General features: G+C 62.2%; 22 protein-coding genes and 1 pseudogene. 12 read left to right on the top strand and 11 right to left on the bottom strand.

Translation table 11 applies throughout. The annotated features are described in order from the left end of the window. Window positions 1–184: 184 nt before the first annotated feature. The 3 genes and pseudogenes from AT395_RS07245 to AT395_RS07235 all read right to left on the bottom strand — a co-directional run. On the bottom strand, window positions 185–1,390 hold the full coding sequence (locus tag AT395_RS07245) for a phosphoglycerate kinase (protein ID WP_042112360.1): 1,206 nt from the start codon (window positions 1,388–1,390) through the stop codon (window positions 185–187). 86 nt (window positions 1,391–1,476) lie between these two features. Then, entirely contained in the window at window positions 1,477–1,800 is a 324-nt protein-coding gene (locus AT395_RS07240) for an AzlD domain-containing protein (RefSeq protein WP_042112361.1), read from the bottom strand. A 158-nt stretch (window positions 1,801–1,958) separates the two neighbouring features. After that, window positions 1,959–2,705 (bottom strand): annotated as a pseudogene (locus AT395_RS07235) (AzlC family ABC transporter permease); the annotation flags it as partial. A 456-nt stretch (window positions 2,706–3,161) separates the two neighbouring features. Between AT395_RS07235 and AT395_RS07230 the strand changes: the two are divergent. The 5 genes from AT395_RS07230 (at window position 3,162) to AT395_RS07210 (ending at window position 6,732) form a co-directional block, all read left to right on the top strand. Next, a complete protein-coding gene (locus tag AT395_RS07230) occupies window positions 3,162–3,359 on the top strand; it encodes a zinc-finger domain-containing protein (RefSeq protein ID WP_023594882.1) in 198 nt (65 codons plus the stop codon). Window positions 3,360–3,467: 108 nt separating this feature from the next. Next, window positions 3,468–4,493: a lipopolysaccharide heptosyltransferase II gene (waaF, locus tag AT395_RS07225; RefSeq protein ID WP_042112362.1), complete on the top strand. Its 1,026-nt coding sequence runs from the start codon at window positions 3,468–3,470 to the stop codon at window positions 4,491–4,493. A 60-nt stretch (window positions 4,494–4,553) separates the two neighbouring features. Continuing rightward, the gene (locus AT395_RS07220; RefSeq protein ID WP_042112364.1) at window positions 4,554–5,009 is read left to right on the top strand and encodes a nuclear transport factor 2 family protein; all 456 of its coding nucleotides are present in this window, start codon (window positions 4,554–4,556) and stop codon (window positions 5,007–5,009) included. 16 nt (window positions 5,010–5,025) lie between these two features. After that, window positions 5,026–6,057, top strand: coding sequence for a YheT family hydrolase (locus tag AT395_RS07215; protein ID WP_048627683.1), 1,032 nt, complete (start codon window positions 5,026–5,028; stop codon window positions 6,055–6,057). Between the two features lie 9 nt (window positions 6,058–6,066). Beyond that, window positions 6,067–6,732, top strand: a complete 666-nt coding sequence (locus tag AT395_RS07210; RefSeq protein WP_042112366.1) for a DUF2946 family protein — start codon at window positions 6,067–6,069, stop codon at window positions 6,730–6,732. Window positions 6,733–6,920: 188 nt separating this feature from the next. Here AT395_RS07210 and AT395_RS07200 read toward each other — a convergent pair whose 3' ends face one another. Next, window positions 6,921–8,600, bottom strand: a complete 1,680-nt coding sequence (locus AT395_RS07200) for a M48 family metalloprotease (protein ID WP_231606000.1) — start codon at window positions 8,598–8,600, stop codon at window positions 6,921–6,923. Window positions 8,601–8,785: 185 nt separating this feature from the next. On the opposite strand from AT395_RS07200, the gene moaC reads away from it, so the two are divergent. Further along, the gene (gene moaC / locus AT395_RS07195) at window positions 8,786–9,265 is read left to right on the top strand and encodes a cyclic pyranopterin monophosphate synthase MoaC (RefSeq protein WP_048627685.1); all 480 of its coding nucleotides are present in this window, start codon (window positions 8,786–8,788) and stop codon (window positions 9,263–9,265) included. A 21-nt stretch (window positions 9,266–9,286) separates the two neighbouring features. Here the strand turns inward: moaC and AT395_RS07190 are convergent, their stop codons facing one another. After that, window positions 9,287–10,162 (bottom strand): EamA family transporter, encoded by an 876-nt coding sequence (locus tag AT395_RS07190; protein WP_042112370.1) that lies wholly within the window; start codon window positions 10,160–10,162, stop codon window positions 9,287–9,289. A gap of 128 nt (window positions 10,163–10,290) precedes the next feature. Here AT395_RS07190 and AT395_RS07185 point away from each other — a divergent pair, with 128 nt between their 5' ends. After that, window positions 10,291–10,824, top strand: coding sequence for a MarR family winged helix-turn-helix transcriptional regulator (locus tag AT395_RS07185; protein WP_042112371.1), 534 nt, complete (start codon window positions 10,291–10,293; stop codon window positions 10,822–10,824). Between the two features lie 75 nt (window positions 10,825–10,899). Here the strand turns inward: AT395_RS07185 and AT395_RS07180 are convergent, their stop codons facing one another. Beyond that, window positions 10,900–12,111, bottom strand: a complete 1,212-nt coding sequence (locus AT395_RS07180) for an MFS transporter (protein ID WP_042112372.1) — start codon at window positions 12,109–12,111, stop codon at window positions 10,900–10,902. 103 nt (window positions 12,112–12,214) lie between these two features. Here AT395_RS07180 and AT395_RS07175 point away from each other — a divergent pair, with 103 nt between their 5' ends. Continuing rightward, window positions 12,215–13,186 (top strand): LysR substrate-binding domain-containing protein, encoded by a 972-nt coding sequence (locus AT395_RS07175; protein WP_048627686.1) that lies wholly within the window; start codon window positions 12,215–12,217, stop codon window positions 13,184–13,186. Window positions 13,187–13,328: 142 nt separating this feature from the next. Here the strand turns inward: AT395_RS07175 and groL are convergent, their stop codons facing one another. From groL to AT395_RS07160, 3 genes are all read right to left on the bottom strand, one after another. Next, the gene (groL, locus tag AT395_RS07170; protein ID WP_042112375.1) at window positions 13,329–14,975 is read right to left on the bottom strand and encodes a chaperonin GroEL; all 1,647 of its coding nucleotides are present in this window, start codon (window positions 14,973–14,975) and stop codon (window positions 13,329–13,331) included. A 50-nt stretch (window positions 14,976–15,025) separates the two neighbouring features. Then, entirely contained in the window at window positions 15,026–15,316 is a 291-nt protein-coding gene (gene groES / locus AT395_RS07165) for a co-chaperone GroES (RefSeq protein WP_010808449.1), read from the bottom strand. Between the two features lie 212 nt (window positions 15,317–15,528). Next, entirely contained in the window at window positions 15,529–16,188 is a 660-nt protein-coding gene (locus tag AT395_RS07160; RefSeq protein ID WP_042112405.1) for a carbonic anhydrase, read from the bottom strand. A gap of 331 nt (window positions 16,189–16,519) precedes the next feature. Here AT395_RS07160 and AT395_RS07155 point away from each other — a divergent pair, with 331 nt between their 5' ends. The 4 genes from AT395_RS07155 to AT395_RS07140 all read left to right on the top strand — a co-directional run bounded on the left by AT395_RS07155 (window position 16,520) and on the right by AT395_RS07140 (window position 19,150). After that, the gene (locus tag AT395_RS07155) at window positions 16,520–17,476 is read left to right on the top strand and encodes a MerR family transcriptional regulator (RefSeq protein WP_167370719.1); all 957 of its coding nucleotides are present in this window, start codon (window positions 16,520–16,522) and stop codon (window positions 17,474–17,476) included. Between the two features lie 40 nt (window positions 17,477–17,516). Next, window positions 17,517–18,248 carry a GTP cyclohydrolase I gene (gene folE / locus AT395_RS07150; RefSeq protein ID WP_042112407.1) on the top strand — a complete coding sequence of 244 codons (732 nt, stop codon included), beginning with the start codon at window positions 17,517–17,519 and terminating at the stop codon, window positions 18,246–18,248. A gap of 190 nt (window positions 18,249–18,438) precedes the next feature. Then, window positions 18,439–19,014, top strand: a complete 576-nt coding sequence (locus AT395_RS07145; protein WP_042112408.1) for a lipocalin family protein — start codon at window positions 18,439–18,441, stop codon at window positions 19,012–19,014. Window position 19,015: 1 nt separating this feature from the next. Beyond that, window positions 19,016–19,150 (top strand): DUF2256 domain-containing protein, encoded by a 135-nt coding sequence (locus AT395_RS07140; protein WP_072632791.1) that lies wholly within the window; start codon window positions 19,016–19,018, stop codon window positions 19,148–19,150. A gap of 30 nt (window positions 19,151–19,180) precedes the next feature. Here AT395_RS07140 and AT395_RS07135 read toward each other — a convergent pair whose 3' ends face one another. Both AT395_RS07135 and AT395_RS07130 read right to left on the bottom strand, forming a co-directional pair. After that, a complete protein-coding gene (locus AT395_RS07135) occupies window positions 19,181–20,116 on the bottom strand; it encodes an alpha/beta hydrolase (protein ID WP_231606001.1) in 936 nt (311 codons plus the stop codon). 133 nt (window positions 20,117–20,249) lie between these two features. Further along, window positions 20,250–20,834: a fasciclin domain-containing protein gene (locus AT395_RS07130; protein WP_048627688.1), complete on the bottom strand. Its 585-nt coding sequence runs from the start codon at window positions 20,832–20,834 to the stop codon at window positions 20,250–20,252. Window positions 20,835–20,883 lie beyond the last annotated feature (49 nt).

Below are 20,883 nucleotides of genomic sequence, written 5' to 3'. Positions count from 1 at the left end.
GGCGCTTAGAGGTTTGTAGCGCATTTAGGCCGCCGCAGGTTAACCAAAAAGTTCGTATTGTCCGTACGAAATCGTTTGATTCGATCTCTGACGTTCGCAATAAGGCGATCAAAACCGCCTTTTGCCAAGCTTTTCCGGACCGTCGAACCGGCCTGCGAGCCCCGCTCCACCTGCCTTCAGGCGATCAGTTGGCTTGTGCCGCGCGTTGTTGCAGCACGTCGACGGCCGGCAGCGTCTTGCCTTCGAGGAATTCGAGGAAAGCGCCGCCACCGGTCGAGATATAGCTGACCTGATCGGCAATACCGTACTTGGCAATGGCCGCGAGCGTGTCGCCGCCCCCGGCGATCGAGAATCCCTTGGCAGCGGCAATGGCACGCGCCAGCGTCTCGGTACCGTGGCCGAACTGGTCGAATTCGAACACACCCACCGGACCGTTCCACACGATGGTGCCCGCGCCCGCCAGTTGCTCGGCGAGCTTTGCGGCCGTTTGCGGGCCGATGTCGAGGATCATGTCGTCGGCGGCCACATCGGCAGCCGCCTTCACCGTAGCCTCAGCCGTGGCGCTGAACTCCTTGGCGCACACAACGTCCGTCGGAATCGGCACCGACGCACCGCGCGCAGCCATGGCGTCGATGATCGCCTTTGCTTCGCCCACCAGATCGGCTTCGGCAAGCGATTTGCCGATCGGCAGGCCGGCGGCGAGCATGAACGTGTTGGCAATGCCGCCGCCTACGATCAGTTGATCGACCTTGTCGGCGAGCGTTTTCAGAATGGTGAGTTTGGTCGAGACCTTCGAGCCTGCCACGATAGCCACGAGCGGACGGGCCGGCGCATTCAGCGCCTTGCCGAGCGCTTCGAGCTCGGCGGCAAGCAACGGGCCCGCGCACGCGACCGGCGCGTACTTGGCGATACCGTGGGTCGTGGCTTCGGCGCGGTGGGCCGTGCCGAATGCGTCGTTCACGTAGACGTCGCACAGCTTGGCCATCTTCTGCGCCAGTTCGTCGTTATCCTTCTTCTCGCCCTTGTTGACGCGGCAGTTCTCCAGCAGCACGACCGTGCCCGGCGCCACATCGAAGCCGCCGTCGACCCAGTCGGCGATCAGCTTCACCTCACGGCCGAGCAGTTCCGACAAACGCTGCGCAACGGGGGCGAGCGAGTCGGCCGGCTTGAACTCGCCTTCGGTCGGGCGGCCGAGGTGCGACGTGACCATCACGGCTGCGCCGGCGTCGAGCGACATCTGAATCGCCGGCACCGAGGCGCGGATACGCGTGTCTTCCGTGATACGGCCCTCATCGTCTTGCGGCACGTTCAAATCGGCGCGGATGAAAACACGTTTGCCAGCCAGGCGGCCTTGAGCGATCAAATCGGAAAGACGTACGACGGAAGCCATGAGAATCCGGAATAAATAGTGGGAAAAACATGCATTTTAACTGATCCGACCGGCCGGTTGCCCATTTTGGGGCTTGGGGGTTCTGCCTACAGGAACAAGCGTCCCAGCGTGTAGACGGCCATGCCGACGACGATCATCTCGATCATGTTGCGACGCCAGACGAACCAGCCCGTGGCCGCCACGGCGGCCGCCAGCTTATGGTTGCCCAGATGCAGCGCGAACTGGTGATCGAGCAACAGCACCTCCGGCACCACGATTACGGCGAGCGCCGCTGCCGGAGCGTAACGCAGCGCACGTTGCAAGCGCTGCGGCAGCGTCACCCGATCGCCCGCGAGCAGGAAGAAGGTCCGCGTGACGATGGTGATCGCCGTCATCGCCACGAAGGCGAACCAGATTTCGAAGGCACTCATGAGCGACGCTCCCCGGTGGCGCGGGTCTGTGCACTCCCCTGCACGCCCGCTTGCGCGCTTTCTTGCGCACCGCCCTGTCCGCCGTCGTGTCTGCCATTGTGTCCGGTTTCGTGTCCGCCTCCCTGCGCACCGTCATCCGCCACCGCACGCGCAATCTCGTCATTCGCGGCCGGCGCCGGACTCGCCAGCGCAAGACGTTTCGCGCGCCGTGCAGCCAGATCATCGCAGACCATGCCAGCGGCCAATGCCCCGAGCACACCGAGCACGAGGTTGAGGCGGTAAGGCAGATCGAACGCAAGCAGACCGATAACCGAGGCGAGCGCCACGGCCAGCATCGTCGAGCGGCTGGTAATCGTGTGAACCATCATGGGAATGAGGGCGAGCGTGCCGGCGAACCCCAACCCCCAACTATCGGGCACGAGCGCGCCGAGCATGATGCCGAGGATCGACGATACGTGCCATACCGCCCAATTGCTGATCGTAATGCCGTAATACGTGCCCTCTTTGCCGGGCACGTAACCGCTCGCAAAGTTCTGATTCATGAACATCACGAAGCCGAGATCGCCGTTCACATAGCCAAGCACAATGCGCCGGGGCAAGGACAGATAGGAGAAATGTGGCTGGAGCGCGGCACTGAAGATCACGAAGCGCAGATTCACGATGCCTACCGTGAGCAGAATCGTCCACAACGGCATGCCGGCGGCGAATAGCGGCAGCGAGGCCAACTGCGCCGACCCCGCATACAGCATCAGGCTCATGCCGATGGCCTGCGGCACGGTCAGTATCGATTTGCTCATGGCGACGCCGGTAACGAGTCCCCACGAGAAGATGGCAGGCAAAAGCGGCGAAATGATGCGAAATCCGGCCGCGAACCCTTTACGTTCGGCGGCTGGCAGACGGAGCATTGGCATGGTCGGTTGGGGGGCGAACACCGAAGCGGTCGGTGCAGTGTCTGGCATTGCGGGGCAAAGCGGTCCCGACGGCGCCCGGCACGCCCAAGATGGCCGCTAGCAGCCATGACGCCCGCCAGGGTTGCCGGAGTGTCTCCTGAATATATTCATCATTGGCGGCGAGCGACAACGCATTATAGCCACGGTAAATATTTGCTTACTACGTTGCCAGCGTATATCGGTTCGTTTTTGCAGGTGCAACAGCCGAGGTGTCGCATACGCGCCACGCGGTGAGCAATAAGCGATGCCAAAACGAGCATGTGGCGCGCCCGCTGGCGCTGCGAGCCATCCGCAAAGGGCCGCGGCTGCTTTACAATAGCGTCTTTTGGTGGTCCGGCAGCCAGCGGTTTCAATCGTGGTACCGGCCCTGCAATCCCCAAAACTCCGAATACCCATCACGGTCTGAACCCCATGAGCGAAGTCAAACAAATGCCGGTCGTCGAAGTCGGCGCCGAAGATCTGCCGGTGCATTGCCCGAATCCGAAGATGGAAGCCTGGAGCGCCCATCCGCGCGTGTTCATCGATGTGACCCATGGCGAAGCGGCTTGCCCGTACTGCGGCACACGCTATCGCCTGAAGGCGGGTGTCGTGCTCAAGGGCCACCACTAAGCCGCCGGTCGTCCCACCCGGCCGGGCGCAGCGCCAAGCTGTCGCAATGCGCAGCCCGGTTGCCTGTCCGCTTCATCGTTACGTTTAACGTTTAGAGTCTCCGCCACGATGCATAAAGCCTTGGTGATCGCCCCCAACTGGATTGGGGACGCGCTGATGGCGCAGCCGTTGTTCACCCTGCTCAAGCGTCTGCATCCGCGTCTGACCATCGACGCGATCGCGCCCGGCTGGGTCGCCCCGGTTCTGGAACGCATGCCGGAGATTTCGCGCGTCGTCGCCACCGACCTCGCGCACGGCAAATTGCAGCCACTCGAGCGCTATCGGCTCGCGAGCGTGCTCGCCGACGAGGGTTACGACGCCGCCTATGTGCTGCCGAACTCCCTGAAGTCGGCGCTGATTCCGTGGCTGGCGCGCATTCCGTTGCGCATCGGCTACAAGGGTGAGCAGCGCTACGGCCTGCTCAACGTGCGCCACGCCAATCCGCGCAAAGACGAGCGCCCGCCCATGGTGCGGCACTACGCTGCGCTCGCGTTCGCGCCGGGCGCCAAGCTGCCCGAGACGCTGCCCACGCCGCGTATCGAGGCCGATCTGAACGAGTCGGCGCGCGTCTTCGCGCGCTTCGATCTGGATCTGCGTGTGCCGCTCGTGGTGTTTTGCCCGGGCGCCGAGTTCGGTCCGGCCAAACGCTGGCCGCCGGGTCATTTCGCGCAGCTTGCCCAGTTGGTCCGCCGCTCGTTCCCGTATGCGCAGATTGTTGCGCTCGGATCGGGCAAAGACGGAGCGCTCGCGCAGCAGATCGCCGCCGAAGCCCCGTTCGTGCGCAATCTGTGCGGGCAGACATCGCTGGCCGAGGCGTGCGCGCTGCTGGCACGCGCCAATGCGGTGGTGAGCAACGATTCGGGGCTGATGCACGTAACCGCGGCGTTACGCCGACCGCAAATCGCCCTGTTCGGTTCGTCCGATCCGCGCCACACGCCGCCGCTGTCTGACCAGGCGCATATCCTGTGGCTACAATTGGAGTGCAGTCCGTGTTTCGCCCGCGAATGCCCGCTGGGCCACACACGCTGCCTCACCGAGTTGATGCCTGAGCATGTGTTCGCAAATGTGCGCAACATTTTGCTCACGCAGCGCTGATCCAGTGGATGGCGGCGCCGCGTTCAGCCCGATCCCGGTAACACTCAACGGTAAATCCTCATGCCACGTTTTGTCCGTCTGTTCGATGCCGCCAGTGAGACCATCACCGCCTTTTACGACGCGCTGCGCCGTGGGCAGACGGATCGCGTGATGTCGCTCTGGGCGAATGAGGATTTCGTCAGCTACATTCGCGCCGACGGCACCCGCTGGGACGGTCTCGAGCAGATCCGCAGCGGTCTGGTCGCCCAGTTCGCCCAGAGCGTGGTGCTGGTCGATTCGCTGGACACGACCGAGTACGACACGGTCGGCACAGTCGTGCATACCGCGACCGAAGCGATACGCGTGGGCAACGAGGACGCCGGCCAGACGACCGCCCAGCTCATCCACACGACCTACGTGCTGGTGCACGAGCAAGGCGACTGGCGCTTCGCTCATATCCACTCCAGCCCATTGCCGCCGCATGCCGTCGAGCAGTTCAGCCTGATGATGCACGCGCGTCCGGACGGACTGCACTGACAGGTACGGCACGACGATGACGGCGCGTCAGGCGACGTTTCTCCCTCCGGATTACCAGCCACCCCGGTGGCTGCCCGACGGACACAGCCAGACGATTTACCCGGCACTGCTGGGTCGCCGCCCGTCGGTCGAGTTCCGGCGCGAGACGTGGGACACCCCCGACGGCGACTTCGTCGACGTCGATTGGCTTGTCGCCCCGCCAGCCGCCGAAAAATCTCCGCCTGCCCCTGAAGGTCTGCTCGGAACGCCGCTCGTCGTACTGTTTCACGGGCTTGAAGGCGGCTCGGGCAGCCACTACGCCCGCACACTGATGCGCGAGGTCGAAGCGCGGGGCTGGCGCGGCGTGATCCCCCACTTTCGCAGTTGCAGCGGCCGCCTGAACCGGGCGCCACGCTTTTATCACTCGGGTGACAGCACCGAGATCGACTGGATGTTGCAGCGGCTGCGCGCCAACACTTCGGGCCCCATCTTCACTGCGGGGGTGTCGCTGGGCGGCAACGTACTGCTGCGCTGGCTGGGTGAGCAAGAGGGACACGCCACGCGGATCGTGAGTGCCGCGTGCGCGATTTCGGCGCCGCTCGATTTGCGGGCGGGCGGACTGGCGCTCTCGCGGGGTTTCAACATGGTGTACACGCGCAACTTTCTGGGCACGCTCAAGAAGAAGGCGCTCGCCAAGCTCGACCAATACCCTGGGCTGTACGATCGGGACCTGATGATGGCCGCGCGCGATCTCGGCGAATTCGATCATGTGGTCACGGCGCCGTTGCACGGTTATCACAGCGCATTTGACTATTACACGCGCGCGTCGAGCAAGCCGATTCTGCCAGCCATCGAAGTGCCCACGCTGGTGATCAATGCGCGCAACGACCCATTCCAACCCGCCAGCGCGTTGCCCGGTCACGACGATGTCGGACGCTACGTGCAGTTGCTGCAACCGGCGCACGGCGGGCACGTCGGCTTCATGAGCGGGCCGTTTCCGGGCGGCATGACCTGGATGCCGCACACGGTCATCGAGTACTTCCGTCAATTTTTGCCGGGCGCGGCCTGAGGATACGACATGGATGAAATCGTTCGACAGGCGATGGCCAAGTGGCCCAACGTACCGCATTGCTACGGCTGGCTCGCACTCGACCGGCGCGGCCAGTGGCGCATGCGCGACGAGGCGGCACAAGCGGCAGGCACGGCGGGCGATCCGATCCGTCACGCGGCGCTGCTCGCGTTCATCGCACGCAACTACGCCAGTGACGACGCCGGGCGATGGTACTTCCAGAACGGGCCTCAGCGCGTGTATGTGGCGCTCGCCTATGCGCCGTTCGTGGTACGGCTAACGTGGGACGCCACCGCGAACGAGGGTCGTGGCGCGCCAGTGCTGACGGATCAATTGGGGCATACGTTCGTGCCGCAAGCGTGTTTGCTGGATGAAGACGGGAATGTCGCGTTCGTCGGTGCGGTATCCGGCAGCGATGGCGAGGGCGTCTCGAAGGGAAACGCTCCGCTCGCGTTGCTGCACGATCACGACATCGATTTGCTCACGCAGGTTTCCGACCTGGCGCAGGCCTTCGAGATCGCGCAAACGTCCGACGATACTGCCGACGCCAAAGGTGCTGTGCGTCTGCATTGGCGCAATGGCGCCACCCTCCCCTTTGCGACCGTCCATGCAGGCAGTCTGCCGCAGACTTATGGTTTCGAGCGCGATCCACAGGCAGACGGTCAAGGCGCATAAGCAGTTACACCGCGACGTCCCTTCGGACGGAGTCGGCATTGTCAAACGCTTCGGGATACCGCCGGGCGGCCAAACTCGCCAAAGGGGGCGTGAGACGACAACGCTCGAAAGCTTCGACGAGGGGCACGAGGGGCATGAGGGGCTTTGCGTGCAACCCAACGATGCACGCCGCTGCGCTGTACGCGAGCTCACCCAAACTGCTTGTTAAAGTCCTTCTCGTCTTCTTTGTCTTCCCGGTAACGACGTTGAAACTCGTGCAGCCGGGCGTCGATGGTCGACATCTCGTAGAAGTCGGCGTCGCCCGCGTCGCGCGCCAGTTTCAATTGGCTGACGGCCGCCATCCACTGGCCTTGCAATGCATACTGCTCCGCTAACGCGGCGTGCTGACGCGCCCGCTTGCCATCTGCCGCCCAGGCGCCCGCCAGTGCCCGCCACCAAATCGGCTCGCTGCGATAGCGCTCCACCTGCGCCCGCAGAAATTTCGTTGCCTCGGGAATCCGCTGGCTCGCGACCAGCGCGTCAGCATACGCCATATCGGCAGCCTGCGAGAGCGGGAACGCCGCGCGCGCTTGCGTGGCCACGCGTAACGCTTCCTCCGGCCGCCCCGACAAACGCGCGATATCCGAGGCCAGGACGGCCAGACTCGGCGTACCCGGCCCCGTGCCGCCAAACGCCGCACGGGACTTCTCCAACGCCTCGCGCGCAGGCTCCCAACGACGCTGCTTGAATTCCGCCAGCGCCACGGCATACCAGGCCCCCGCCACACTCGGTGCCGTTTGCGAACGGATTGCGGTGCGTTGCGCATCGGCAATCGTCGCAAAGTCGCTCGCCGACTTCTGCTGCAACACGAGCGCACGCGCACGCACGAACACATACTCCGGCGATTGTTCCGGCTGACGGTATCCGGCGTTGCGCGAACGATTGAGCATGTCGGCAATGCGATCCGTCGTGAGCGGGTGAGTCCGCACATATTCCGGCACCCCCGCTTCGTTGATCGACTCCGCACGTTGCAAACGCTCGAAGAAGGCCGGCATCGCATACGTGTCGAAACCCGCCGCCTGAAGCAACTGGAAACCCACACGATCCGCTTCACGCTCGGCATCGCGTGAGAATCGTAATTGCCGGTCGACGGCCAGCCCCTGACCGCCCATCGCGATCCCCATACCCAGATCCGAGCTGCGTGCGCCAATCCCCGCGAGCAGGCCGAGCAACAATCCCCCAAGCGCGATCCACGAGTTCTGCGACTGCTGGCCGAGCATTCGCGCAATGTGGTGCTGCAGAACGTGCCCCGTCTCGTGTCCGACGACCGACGCCAGTTCCGACTCGGTGCGCGTAATCACGATCAGTCCGGTGTTGATGCCGATGAACCCGCCGGGCAACGAAAAAGCGTTGATCGCGGAATCTCGCACAACGAAGAATTCGAAGCTCTGACTGGCGTCGAGCCCGACCTTGCGCGTGGCTGAGACAAGCTTGCTGCCTAACGCATTGACGTAATCGGAGAGCAGCAGGTCGGACAGATAATCGGGGTCGGCGCGAATCTCGCGCATCACTCGCTCGCCCAACTTGCGCTCCATCGCGGGCGACAGGTCGGACGCCGAGCTTTGGCCGAGCGTGGGCAGCGACTGCGCTGCGGCCTGTGTCGGGAGCACCGTTGCGGTGAACGTCGCCGCGGTCATGACCGGCAGCATCGCCCACGCGAAAACGCGCCGCCAGCGAGCGATATCGCGCGGGCGAAGGGTAGACCGGTGTGAGCGCTTCGACATGCCGGTCAGACGCGCCATAAGCAGCGCGACGAAGAAAAGCGAAGCACGGGAATCATGCGGAATATGCGCGATGGAGGCGCTGAACGAACGTGACGAACGCGTCATGGAAATGGGCGCCGCGTGGCGCTGATCATTCGGGGCTGCTGCTATGATAGCAGCCAGACGTGGACGTTCCGTGGCATCGCATCACCGTCGGGAATACAGACTGAACACCGTCGAATTCATGCTCGCAGGCGGCGCAAGCGCGCTCCCGTGCCACGATTCCCGCAACACCTTCTCAGCATCGACTCATGGCAGAACTCACCCACTTCGACACCGCCGGACAGGCCCACATGGTTGACGTCGGCGGCAAAGACAGCACACACCGCATCGCGGTCGCACGCGGCACCATCCAGATGAAGCCGGAAACGCTCGCGCTGATTCGCACCGGCACAGCCAAGAAAGGCGACGTGCTGGGTATTGCCCGCATTGCGGCCATTCAGGGCGCGAAGCGAACCGCCGATCTGATTCCGCTGTGCCATCCGCTGGCGCTCACGCGCGTGACAGTGGAGTTTCTCGTGGACGATGGCGCTACCGCCGTGCATTGCCGCGCGCAGGTCGAAACCATCGGCCGCACGGGCGTGGAGATGGAAGCCCTCACGGCCGTTCAGGTCGGCCTGCTCACGATCTACGACATGTGCAAGGCCGTCGACCGTGGCATGACCATCACCGACGTGAGGGTGCTCGAAAAGCACGGCGGCAAGTCTGGCGACTGGGTGGCGCCGGCGTAAGGCCATCTCACGTCCCATGCATCACGTTCGCGATGCTGTCCACTGCACCGCCAGAATGCTCGCGAACACGGTTGCGAGCCCAACGAACGCAAAACCCTTGATCGCCTGACCAAGCAAAACCCAGCCCAACACCACGGCGGTCAACGGGCTCAGCAAACCGAGTGACGACACCGCCACCGGCGCCAGACGCGCAATGCCGCGAAACCACAAGGCATACGCCAGCAACGCGCCCGCGATCGACAGATACAGATAGCCCAGCGTTTGCCACATCGTGAGCGCGGGCAGTGGTGCGTCCGCCAGCCATGCCACTGGCGCGAGCATCAATCCGCCCAACAGCAACTGCCAGCCCGTGAGTGCCAGCACCGGCATATTCAAGCGCCACCGGCGCGTGAGATACGTGCCCGTCGCCATACTTGCCGCCCCGGCCAGCGCCGCCAGGATACCCACCGGCTCGAACACCGTGCCCGGCGACAACAGCAGAACCGCCATGCCGACGACACCCGCGAGCGCCGCCCAGGCCGTAGCCGCCAGCGGACGTCGTTGCTCCACACCCCACGCCAGCCCCATCACGAGCAATGGCTGGATCGCGCCGACCACCGCCGCCAGCCCACCCGGCAAGCGATATGCGGCCACAAACAGCAACGCCTGAAACGCGCCGATGTTCAGCGCTGCGAGCACCACCAACCGGCCCCAGTCGCGACGCTCAGGCCAACGTCTTGCGTACAGCAACAACAGCAAACCGGATGGCAGCACACGAATCAACGCCGCCGTGAAAGGCCGGTCCGGCGGCAACAGTTGAGTCGTCACGATATAGGTCGAGCCCCAGATCATGGGGGCCAACGCCGTGAGCAGCGCGTCGATCCAACGGACCGACAAAGAGGAAGTCGTAGTCGTCATGGCAAATTATCTTCAATTCAAGATAATTTGCAGTTTGGTATCATTTTGTCTTGAAGTCAAGACAACTGGAGTCACGCATGGGAAACCGGCCAACGGGGAGTCGCACGAAACACACGAAGCACGCGGCAATGGAGATCGAGCCGACGCAAAAAGCGGAGAAGCGAGACGGCGATGCCGTCGACAACATCCTCGCACAGTGGCACCGCGAGCGTCCCGATCTGGACGTGTCGCCGATGGGCGTGATCGGCCGTCTTAAACGCTGCGCAGCGCTCGTGCAATTGCAGCTCGACGCGACCTTCGCCGAGTTCGACATGAGCGGGTGGGAATTCGACATGCTGGCGACGCTGCGTCGCTCGGGCGCGCCCTACCGGCTGGCGCCGACAGCCCTGTTTTCGACGTTGATGGTGACGTCGGGGACAATGACGCATCGATTGCAGCGTCTGGAAGCGCGGGGCTGGATTGCTCGCGTGGCCAATCCGGACGATGCCCGAAGCACGCTGGTCCAACTGACGGACGCCGGATTCGCATTGATCGAGCAGGCCGTCGAGGCACACGTGGCGAACGAACACCGCATGCTGGCCCCCCTGACGAAAGCGGCGCTCGCAGACATCGAATCCGGCCTGAGCGCATGGTTGCGCGCGCTGGAAGCCGGACGGGAATGAAGACTTGAAGCGGAACGCAACAGGGACGTTGGATAGACGGCAGCCGCACGGCAAAGGCTGCCGCCTCACATCACATCACGCCGGAGCTGCGTTACCGACGCGCTGACGTTGCGGCCAGAAGTACCACACGGCGCCCAGCACCTGTAGCACGATCAGCACCGTCCAGGCGGCGAAGTGCGCTTGTGCACTGTGCGCCGCGTAAGCGCCGAGCATTGCCCCCACGCCCACCTGACAGAAGAAGATCAACAGGAAAATGACCAGCGTGAGCGACGTATTCACACGGCCGATCAGCGTGCCGTGGAAGTGCTCGGCAAGCACCGCGTACGACAGAATGCCCGTGCCACCGAAAATCCCATAGGCGGCCCACAGCCAGACCGGCGGAATCGGTGCACGCATCATCAACAACAACTGCACCACAACGAATAACACCATGCCGACGCCGGAGAACGCGAACACGCTCACTCCCCGACGCTCGAGCGAGCGTGCCGCCGCACCGAACCCCACGCTGCCGGCCATCATCGCCAGCCCCACGACCGACACCAGCGACGCCGCCTGCACCTCGCTCAGGCCCTCCACGTCACGCATGAATGGCGCCATCCACAGCGATTGCATCGCATAGAACACGCCCTGCGTAATGCCCGAGAGCGACGTGACTTTCCAGAACATGCCGCTCCCCAGCACCTGACGAACGCCCTTGAGCGCCTCGGACAGACCGCCTTGCGCGTGCGAACCAGGCTTCTCCGGCGCGCCGAACCACAGCGCGACCGACATGAAGACCGTAAGTGCCGCCAGCCCGAACGACACGATGCGCCAATCCGTCAGACCGAGCAGCCAGTTCAGTGGCGTGCCGACCACGACCCCGCCCATGCCACCGACGGCCATCACCAGCCCATTGAGCAACGGCAGACGAGAGACCGGAAACCACTGCGCGAGCGCTTTGAACGCACTGCCCAGACACACCGAAACCCCCACGCCGATCAGCAGGCGGCCGGCCATCAGCGCGCCCACGCCCTGTGCCAGACCGAACAGTGCCGCACCGGCGGCCGCCAGCAACAGCACGAGCGACGCCACCCGGCGCGGGCCGAATTTGTCGAGGAGCACGCCAGCCGGCAATTGCGCGCCCGCGAAACCGAGGAAATAAAGACTCGTCAGCAAGCCGAGATCGGCAGACGAGAGACCGAGCTCACGTGTCATGAACGGCGCGAACCCGATGTTCACACCGCGGTACACGTATGAGACGAAGTACCCGCAGGCGAACAGCACGAAGATACGAAGTGCTTTCGACATGAAGCTATACCCTAGTGAATTGCTTGGGTATGGATTGTCGGCCGAACCCTGCGATGACGCCAACGAAACCTTTGCGCGCGTATTGTGAGTAGAATTTGACATCATGTTCCAACACCTTCCTCCCCTCCAAACACTGCGCGCGCTTGAAGCAGCCGCTCGCCATCGTAGTTTTACGCGGGCCGCAGATGAATTGAATTTGACGCACAGTGCGGTGAGTCACCATATGCGCTCACTCGAGCAACAGCTCGGCACGGCGCTGTTCCGCCGCGTGGGTGCCCGAATGATTCCAACGAGCGTGGGAGCACGCCTGGCCGAGCGCGTGCGCATCGGCATGTCGGAACTCGACGAGGCGATCGCGGAGGCACGGGCCGGCACGGCCCCCGGTGCGTCGCCGGTCACGGTGCGCCTGGAAGTCAGTGTGATGACCGATCTGGCGGCGCAGTGGCTGATCCCCCGACTGGACCGCTTCAGTGAAAAGCACCCGGGCATCGACCTGATGCTGAGAATTCACGCAGATATCGCCGCCCCCGACCCGTATTCGGTCGATGTGGGCATCTGGCATCAACGCGTAGAAGCCACGGGATTCGTTACGCGTAAGCTGCTCGACGACTACGTGATCGCCGTATGCCACCCCGATCTGATCGCACGCGTGCCGGGGTTCACCGTGGCGGACACCGACAAATTGCCGATGCTGCGCTTTGCGCATCGGTCATGGCGCGATTGGCAGGTTGCCGCCGGCTTGCCGCCGCATGAACCCACGCGCGGCCCGATTTTCGACGATTCGGGATTACTCCTGCGGGCCGCGATTGCGGGACAGGGGGTGGCCACGACACGCAGTCTGCTGGTGCGCGATGCGCTGGCGGCAGGCGAATTGGTGCAGATCGGCGATGCGCGCATTCCGCCAAGCCTCGAATATCACGTGAACTGGCGTGAGAATCATCCGCGCGAGCGCGCGATACACGCCTTCTGGCAGTGGATGCAGGACGAGATCGCCGCCACGGCACCGCTCGTCCCCTCGCGCATTCGAAGCGGCAACGACAACGCCCCACCGGCTCAGACGTCCACGCAGGCATAAAAAAAACGGCAACGAATTCCGAGGAACTCGTTGCCGTTTTGGTGCGGGCTTCAACCGCCGAATCGAAAATTCCGCAGCGAAGCCCGGCGACCCGGCATCCGGGGCGTCTTTCGACGCCCCGTCATGCAGTCTCTTGCGAGACTTACATGCCCATGCCCATGCCGCCCATACCGCCCATGTCACCCATGCCGCCAGCCATCGGAGCATCTTCCTTCGGCAGTTCGGCAACGGCGCAGTCGGTCGTGAGCAGCAGGCCCGACACCGATGCGGCGTTTTGCAGTGCGGTGCGGGTAACCTTCGTCGGGTCCACAACGCCCATTTCCACCAGATCGCCGTACTCGCCGGTCGACGCGTTGTAGCCGTAGTTGCCCTTGCCGGCAATCACGTTGGCCACAACGACGCTGGCTTCTTCGCCACCGTTGGTGACGATCTGGCGCAGCGGCTCTTCCATGGCGCGCAGCACGATCTTGATACCGGCGTCCTGGTCAGCGTTGGCGCCCTTGATGTCGGCCACGGCCACGCGAGCGCGCAGCAGTGCAACACCACCGCCCGGGACGATGCCTTCTTCCACGGCAGCGCGCGTAGCGTGCAGTGCGTCTTCCACGCGAGCCTTCTTTTCCTTCATTTCGACTTCGGTCGCAGCGCCGACCTTGATCACGGCAACACCGCCGGCCAGCTTGGCCACGCGCTCTTGCAGCTTTTCACGGTCGTAGTCGCTCGAAGCTTCTTCGATCTGGGCGCGGATTTGCTTGACGCGCGCTTCGATGTTCGCAGCTTCGCCGGCACCGTCGATGATGATGGTGTTTTCCTTGCCGATTTCGATGCGCTTGGCTTGGCCCAGCTCGTTGAGCGTGGCCTTTTCCAGCGTCAGGCCGATTTCTTCGGCGATGACCTGGCCGCCCGTCAGGATGGCGATGTCTTCCAGCATGGCCTTGCGGCGGTCGCCGAAGCCCGGTGCCTTGACGGCGCAGGTCTTCAGGATGCCACGGATGTTGTTCACCACCAGCGTTGCCAGGGCTTCGCCCTCGACATCTTCAGCGATGATCAACAGCGGGCGGCCAGCCTTGGCGACTTGCTCCAGCACCGGCAGCAGATCGCGGATGTTCGAGACCTTCTTGTCGAACAGCAGGACAAACGGGTTCTCCAGAATCGCAACTTGCTTTTCCGGGGTGTTGATGAAGTACGGCGAGAGGTAGCCGCGGTCGAATTGCATACCTTCGACGACGTCCAGCTCGTCTTGCAGCGACTTGCCGTCTTCGACGGTAATCACGCCTTCCTTGCCGACCTTGTCCATCGCCTTGGCGATGTAGTCACCGATCGAGGTGTCGCTGTTGGCCGAGATCGAGCCGACTTGAGCGATTTCCTTGTTGGTCGTGCACGGCTTGCTGATCTTGCGCAGTTCTTCGATGGCGGCAGCAACGGCCTTGTCGATACCACGCTTCAGATCCATCGGGTTCATGCCCGAGGCGACGAACTTCATGCCTTCGCGCACGATCGACTGAGCCAGCACCGTAGCGGTGGTGGTGCCGTCACCGGCGTTGTCGCTGGTCTTGGAAGCCACTTCCTTGACCATTTGCGCGCCCATATTCTGGAGCTTGTCCTTGAGTTCGATTTCCTTGGCGACCGACACACCGTCCTTGGTCACGGTCGGGCCACCGAAGCTGCGCTCGAGCACAACGTTACGGCCCTTCGGGCCCAGGGTCACCTTGACGGCGTTGGCGAGGATGTTGACACCCTCGACCATCTTGGCGCGAGCGGCATCGCCGAAAACGACTTCTTTAGCTGCCATTGCAATAACTCCTTGAATACTTTACGGAAGATGTCTGGGGGCAGACAATCTTAGGCGGCCACGACGGCCATGATGTCTTCTTCGCGCATGACCAGGAGTTCCTGGCCGTCGACCTTAACGGCCTGGCCGGCGTACTTGCCGAACAGAACACGGTCGCCCACCTTCACATCGAGTGCGATCAACTTGCCTTGATCATCGCGCTTGCCCGGGCCGACAGCCAGGATCTCGCCCTGATCCGGCTTTTCAGCGGCGGCATCAGGGATCACGATGCCCGACGCCGTCTTCGTTTCGTTGTCCAGGCGCTTGACAATAACGCGGTCATGCAAGGGACGAAGGTTCATTACAAGCTCCTCTTTCTCTCAGTGTGAGATCGTCAAAACTAAATATGCAATTTTTTGCATATATGGTGAATTCATGGCGTTAGCACTCTGCGCCAACGAGTGCTAATTATAGGGACGGGGTTTTACGATTTCAAGACGCGGGGTTTTCCCTAGGGCTACATTTTTGTGCTTTGCGGGGGCTAGATGATGACGGCAGGCAATGCTAACGGGCCTCAACGCCCGTCCGGATTGCGCGAGGTCACCGCCACGGTGCTTGGCGCTTCCGCCAGCGAAACGAACGTGCGTGTGGCGCCGTCGAGCGCATCGATGCCTCCGGTTTCGATGTCGTAGACCCAACCGTGCAGGTTCATGCGCCCTTGTTCCAGCGCCAGCGCTACCGAAGGGTGAGTACGCAGATTTGCCAGTTGGGCAATCACGTTCTCTCGCACCAGCCCGTCAAGCTTGGCGCGGGGCGTATCGAACGAGTGCGCCGCGTTGATCACTTTCGCGGCGTCGGCATGTCGCAGCCAGTTGGCAACTGCCGGCATGTGGTCGAGACAGGTGCAGCGCGAAATTGCGCCCATGGCACCGCAGTCCGAGTGGCCGCAAATCACAATGTCCCGCACGCCCAGCACGGCAACCGCATACTCGACAGTCGCGGAAACGCCACCGGGCTCGGGCCCGTACGACGGAACGATATTGCCTGCGTTGCGTATTACAAATAGCTCGCCCGGCTCGCGCTGCGTCAGCAGCTCCGGCACGACGCGGCTGTCCGAACAGGTAACAAACAGCGCTTTCGGGTTTTGGCTGGTGGCGAGTCGCTTGAATAGCTCGACACGCTGGGGATAGGCTTCGCGTTGAAATCGCAGAAAGCCGTCAATGATGTCACGCATAACGATTCTCTGAGTTAAGACTCCGGCACAGGCGCGAGCATTTGTGCAAGTGCTGCGCAGCCTGCGATCGACCGCCATTATTACCGATCTCGGCCCGGGCTGCGCCAGCTCGCACCAGATAGACGCGTCCCGCATTGCCCGCCCCTCCCTCGAAAACGCCCGTCCACAGCGAGCGACTTTCGCACTCAGCAAAGATTTTTGAGTCATATTTTCAACTCAAAATAACAGATAAACAATAAAACGAGTTAAATTATTGACTCCACGGAAGCATTGAGTTAAGTTAACCCCGGATTACATCTTCGATTGAAGCGCGCCAGGAATGGAGGCCAGAGTGAGTTCAGTTCGACGTTATCGAAGTGGCGAAGCCGCAAAACTCGTCGATATGCCGGCCGCCACGTTGCGGATCTGGGAGCAACGCTATGGCGTCATTTCTCCTGCCACGAGCGCCTCCGGTCAGCGTCAGTATTCCGACCTGGATGTCGGTCGACTGCGAACCATCAAGTCACTCGTCGACAAAGGGCATGCAATCGGTGCAATCGCTCATTTGGATAACGAGCAGTTGAGCCGATTGGCGAGCGGTGCCGGCGCCCCCCTTTCGCAAAGCGAACCACTTTCTGCGAACCTGATCATTGTGGGTTTCGGCGAAAGCGTGAAACCGGAAACGCCGGCGGGCATTACATGCCTTACGTTCAATAGCGTTGAAGATATTCCACCTGACGACGACCAACGCGCCATGACAAACGGCATGGTCGTTCGCGTCGAGGCACTTCACGAAGACAAAGTGCTCTCCATCGTTGCGGCCGCGCGGCGCATCCGTTGCGAGCAAGTCCTTGTCGTCTACGCTTTCGGCGCGCGTCGCGCCATCGATCTCGCTCGTCTCGAGGGCATCGAGCTAAAGCGAAAATCCAACGCGCTGTTGCATGCGAACGAAATCATCGTCGATTTCGTTCGGTCGTTGCGTCGCGACAATGCGTCAGGTTCGGGCCATGACCCGCGTTGGTCGCGATCACCGCGTCGGTTCGACGATGAAACGCTGGCCAACGTGGCCTCGCAATCGACGACGATTGCGTGCGAGTGTCCCAAGCATCTTGCCGAACTGGTGCTGCAAGTTTCCGCCTTCGAGCGATATAGCGATGAGTGCCTGTCGCGCTCCCCCGCCGACGCCCTGCTCCACCAGCACTTGGGCGATGCTGCCAACAAAGCGGTCGCATTGTTTGAAGATGCTCTGGCCGCGATAGTCGCGCACGAGGGCTGGTCTATTCCGGGTATGGGGCGCCGCGAACGATAAGGCGCGGGTCATCAGAACCCTTTCCGCTAAGGAGAATTTCATGGGCGCAATTATCGATTCGCAGCCAGCCATCACGCAGAGCACTCAGGACGGGATTCCGTTGTCGCAAGCCATCGTTCAGCGTCTGCGTAATACAGGCGTCCGGTTTCATGCGAACGACAATATCGCTTCCCATCTGCGCGAAGGCGACGTAGACAGGCTTCAGGAAGAAGTCGCGTTTCATATCGAAAATGCGCTGCGCGCGCTCGTCATCGACGTCGACAACGATCACAACACCCGCGACACGGCGAAACGCGTGGCCAAGATGTTCGTGAGAGAAGTGTTCGCGGGCCGCTACGAGCCGCCCCCGGCCATCACCGAATTTCCGAACATCGGACAATTGAACGAACTTACGCTGATCGGTCCGCTCCGGGTGAGGAGCGCTTGCTCACACCATCTGTGTCCTATCATGGGGCACGCATGGATCGGCATTCTGCCGAACGCCGATTCAAATCTCCCGGGACTGTCCAAATATGCGCGTTTGCTCAACTGGATCATGGCCCGACCGCAGATTCAGGAGGAAGCGGTGAAACAAATCGCCGACTTGCTTGAGGAGAAAATTGCGCCGGATGGCCTGGCACTCGTCATAGAAGCGGATCACTTCTGCATGCACTGGCGAGGGACCAAAGATGACGGTGCGCGCATGGTGAGCAGTGTGATGCGCGGGAGATTTCTCGAAGATCCTTCGCTGCGCCGTGAGTTTCTGACGTTAATGGCTACGCGTTCTCAGTAAGCAACTCCGGCGCGCAGACGCGGGAGCATTCGTACCTTTATACGGTCTGACATCCCCACTTGTTTTGACGCCATATTGCGCGGGCCAAGCGCCGGCAAGTGCCGGAGCGTTGAACTCGCCCAGCGGGTCCCGCTCGGGGCGACAGGCCGATTTACCCCGTTCTCTTCAAACTCACCGTCGAAGGTATGCCATGAGAGAGAGTGTTTTCGTCGGAACGTCATTCCGGATTGGGCTGCTGGGAGTGCTTTCGTCGTTGCTGATTTTGGTGTCGGCCTGCGCGAGCACGAATCCACCACCGGGAGTCATCCCGGTATCGCCGTTTGATATCGGGCGCTACGAGGGGCGCTGGTATGAACTGGCACGCCTCGATCACTCGTTCGAGCGCGGCATGACGGACGTCTCGGCAACCTATACGCGCCAGCCGGATGGCAGCGTCAAGGTGCTGAATCGTGGTTTCGATCCAGCCACGGGTCGCTGGAAAGAAGTCAGCGGAAAGGCTCGCTTCACCGGTGCGCCGGATGTCGCCTCGCTCAAGGTCTCTTTTTTCGGGCCCTTTTACGGCGGTTACCACGTTGCAGCACTGGATCCGGACTACCGATGGGCGCTGGTTCTCGGGCCCGACACCGGCTACTGCTGGATTCTGGCTCGGGACAAACGAATCGCCGACAACGACATGAAACGCATCCTGGCCCGGGCGCAAGCGTTGGGCGTCGATACCGATGCGCTTATCTGGGTGACGCAAAACCGCACCATGCCGTCGGAATAACGTGCACCGAAAGCCTTTTCTGCCGAGCAAAATCTGCCCTGTGTGCGGACGCTCGTTCGTCTGGCGCAAGAAATGGGCACGGGCGTGGGAAAACGTTACGTATTGTTCCGAGCGATGCCGACGCCTGAGGCATTAGTCGCGGCATCACGCCTTGCTGCTCCATTTATCACTTGATCGACGATGTATCGCCGACGGCGAAATGCTCAGTCTGCGTACAGACCTGACGAACCACCCTTCGCTCCGAAATGGCATTTACAAAATCGGCGATGTCGTCCAGCACCGGTGAGAAACGGCGCAACGGTGCACTGATCGCGCCCAGCATTAATGCGTGACCGAGGTTGTAGTGTCGAATCTCCACAGTGCCATGCATCGCCCTTAACCGCTCGGCAAACCGGACGGCGTTTCCGGGCAAGACGACACTGTCGGTATCGCCTACCCCCAGAAATATGGGAGGCTCGCACCCCGTGACGAACTCAATCGGCTGGCTCGCCTTGCGCACGGGTTCGGGAAATATCCGACGAAGCACTTTGCTTTGTAGTGGCAGAAAATCATACGGCCCGGCGAGTCCTACCATGCCCGAGATGTTGCGCGTCGCCAAGCCCGCTTCGAGCAGGTAACGCTCATCGGTCACAAGCAATGCAGCGATCTGGGCGCCCGCCGAATGCCCCATGAGAAACACGCGCTCCGAATCACCGCCGAAAGCGCTCGCCCGATCGATAGCCCACCGTACCGCCTTCGCCGCGTCGTCCATGAACGTGGGGAAGATCACGTCCGGATAGGTTCGGTAGTCCGGCAGAATCGCAAGAAATCCCCGCGACGCGAGTGCTTCGCCAACGAAGCGGTATTCGGCACGCTCACCGCTTTGCCAACTGCCGCCGTAGAAAAATACAACAACGGGCATGCCGGCCGCACGCCCAGCAGGTCGCGTCGGCACATAGACGTCGAGCTTTAGCCGCTCGGCGTCGCCATAAGCAATGTCAGGGACCAGGCGATAGGTCTTGCTGGGTGTCAAGGCATTGACCACATTCACCGGGGTGCAAGCGCATAGTGTGGCGCAGGCCGAGAGCGTCGAAAGAAGGCGGGAGAGTCGGTGTTTCTTCATCGCGTTACCGCAATATCTGACACGAAACGTCGCGCCGTGTCCTTTCGGGTGCACGGCAGACATGGCGAAAGCAGATCGCCCCGGAGACTTTTGGGAGGCAGGTGCTTACGCGCGCCGCCTCCCCATGGGGTCGTTACGGCAGGAGCACCTTGTCGACGACATGAATCACGCCGTTCGATTGCATGACGTTTCCGATAGTGACGCGCGCGGTGCCGCCTTTGTCATCGGTCACCGTCAGGTGAGTACCGTCGCTCATCACGGTTAGCGAGTCTCCCTCGACCGTTTTCAGGATCGCCTTGCCCCCGCCGTCGTTGACCGCCTTCATGAGTTCCTGAGCCGAGAGGCGGCCCGGAACCACGTGATAGGTCAACACCTTCACCAGCGCGGGCCGGCTCTCCGGCTTCAGTAATCCGTCGACTGTCCCGGCCGGAAGCGCCGCAAACGCCTCATTCGTGGGCGCGAAAACCGTGAACGGCCCGGCGCCGGAAAGGGTATCGACTAGCCCCGCCGCTTTTACTGCGGCTACCAGCGTCGTGTGGTCCTTAGAATTGACCGCGTTCTGAATAATGTTCTTGGAGGGATACATGGCCGCCCCGCCCACCATGACCGTTTGATCCGCGCCATCCATGGCGGCCGACGCCGAGACAGCCTGGAAGCCGGTAACGGCGCCCACAGACAGACAGATCGCAAGAAATCCGGCTTGCTTGAACTTTTTCATTCCTTCACCCGATTGGTAGCGCTTCTCCGAGATGGAAGCAAAAGCTAAA

The sequence above is a fragment of the Pandoraea apista genome (assembly GCF_001465595.2).
Lineage (GTDB): Bacteria > Pseudomonadota > Gammaproteobacteria > Burkholderiales > Burkholderiaceae > Pandoraea > Pandoraea apista.
Note: the sequence above shows the minus strand (reverse complement) of the source record. Positions and strands in the feature narration are given on the sequence as shown.